Genomic DNA, 2,162 nt, shown 5'->3' on the forward strand with positions numbered 1-2,162 from the left:
TGCCGACCTTGAGCGCGTGCCCGCCTCCGACATCGGTTGCGTCGTCAGCGCCGATTTTTGCCGACCTGCCTTTGCCGATTTGCGACGACTGCGCGCCGCCGATGGTGAAACTCTGGTCCGCGCCGATTTTCACGCTCTGCGCGGCGGCGATTGTCCAATTGTCCGCCGCTCCGATGGTGTGAGTCTGTCCGGCCCCCACCGTCATCGAGCGCGATGCGCCGATCTCATTCGTCTGGACGGCGCCAACGCTTCGGGTTTCCGCTGCGCCCACTGAATCCACTCGCGCCGCGCCCACGGTAATCGTCTGGATCAACCCGACGGTCTGCGTGTGATTGGACCCGATCGTCTCCATCGAGTTCGCCCCGACGCCGATCGTCTCGTTCGAGCCAACCGTCAGCGAGCGGTTGACGCCCACCGTCTCGGTATCGTTCTTGCCGATGTTGGTGGTCTGGTCGACGCGGACCTTGACCGTCTTGTTGTTGCCGACGTCCTCGTCGAGGTTGTGGCCGACGGAGTGCTTGGCGTCGTGGTCGATGCGGTCGGACTGGTCGTGCTGCACCAGCTTGGTGCGGTCGTGCTTGACCAGAAGGTTATGGTCCTTCTGCGCCTGGAAATTGACCAGTTCGGAGCCGGCCTTGTCCTCGAACATCAGCTCGTTATAGCCGCCACCGCCTTTGGAGGAGTCGGACTTCCAGCCCGATTGCGTGGCGCTGCCCGGCAGCCCGTAGGGCGGCATCTGCGAGGCGTTGTAGACCCGGCCGGTGATGATCGGCAGGTCCGGGTCGCCTTCGATGAAGTCGACGATCACCTCCTGGCCGATGCGCGGGATCTGGATGAAGCCCCAGCCGCTGCCGGCCCAGGTCTGCGACACTCGCACGAAACAGGAGCTGTTCTGGTCGTTCTTGCCCAGACGGTCCCAATGGAACTGCACCTTCACCCGCGCATATTTGTCGGTGAATATTTCTTCGCCGGACGGGCCGACCACCGTCGCCGTCTGCGGCCCGCGCATGATCGGCCGTGGCGTGATCCGTGGTGGACGATAGGGCAAGGCGGTCGGCGCCAGGCCGAGGATCACCTTGAAGTTCTCGCTGTCGACGTCAGCATGGGCTCTGTAGCCTGGATCAAACAGTCTGTATTCGGCGCTGACCACCAGATACTCCTGATTCTGGTCCTCGCGCGGAAAGCTATCCAGCTTGAACGTGCAGCCCGAATAGAGGCCGCGCACGGTGCCGACGGCGGCGATGCGCTGGTGGACGGCCTGGATTTCCTCACGCCGGATCGCGGCCAGGCTGTCTCCCCGGCCCGTTTCGAGATGCGCGCCGGGCTGGCGGTAGTTCTCGCCCGCTGCCTCCTTGTGGCTGAACGGCTGGGCCGACTTGGCCATGAGATCGGCGCCCGGCTTCGTGAAATCATAGTCGGTGTGGGCATACGCGCCTGGGCGCACCGAACTGCCCGGTATCCATTCAGTGATGTATTCGACATCGCGCCGCGAACCCTGACCTTCAAAGTTATAGAGCACTTTCTCGTAGCCCGGCGCAGGCTTCAGCTTGCTCATCGCATCGGCCAGGACAAGCGTGTGCTTGCCGTCATCATGCTCGAAGAAATACAGGATGCCTTCATGCTCCAGCAGCCGCTGCACGAAATCCAGATCGGGTTCGTCGTACTGCACGCAATATTCGCGCGGGGGATAGGACCCTTGCAGGCGCAGATCGAATTCCGCGATACCGTATTTCTTGAAGATGTCCTTGACGATGTCGAGGACGCTCTTGTTCTGGAAAATACGGCAATCGGTGGTGTTGCCGAGAAACCAGAGCCACGGCCTGATGACCGCCTCATAGTAGGCCAGCCGATCTTCCAGCCGGGTGAGCCGGAACTCGGAGACGATGCCGCTGAACCAGCGTTTCGGATCAGATTCAGCTTCGATCGAGAGCGGCCCGCCCAGCATCTTCAACGGATCGATATCGGAGTCGGTGCTCACGAATCCGACCGTATAGGCAAAACAACGGCTGATCTCATCGCGTCCGACAAGATGCGTGAAGGTCAACAGCTCGGAGCCAACCGGTGTCCGGACAACGGTGGCACGTTCATTGGGCATGGGTCGAGCCCCCTCCTGGACGCGGCCGCCAATGTGATGGATTTGAAGTTCCCGCTATATTAACAGC

General features: G+C 61.7%; 1 protein-coding gene. It reads right to left on the reverse strand.

The genetic code is table 11. From position 1 onward, the window contains the following. Window positions 1-2,095 (reverse strand): type VI secretion system tip protein VgrG (gene tssI, locus EN925_RS32915; protein WP_128337240.1); only part of this gene is annotated, 2,095 nt, incomplete at its 3' end. Window positions 2,096-2,162: the final 67 nt, after the last annotated feature.

The organism is Mesorhizobium sp. M7A.F.Ca.US.006.04.2.1 (genome assembly GCF_004022915.1).
Classification (GTDB): Bacteria; Pseudomonadota; Alphaproteobacteria; order Rhizobiales; family Rhizobiaceae; genus Mesorhizobium; species Mesorhizobium ciceri.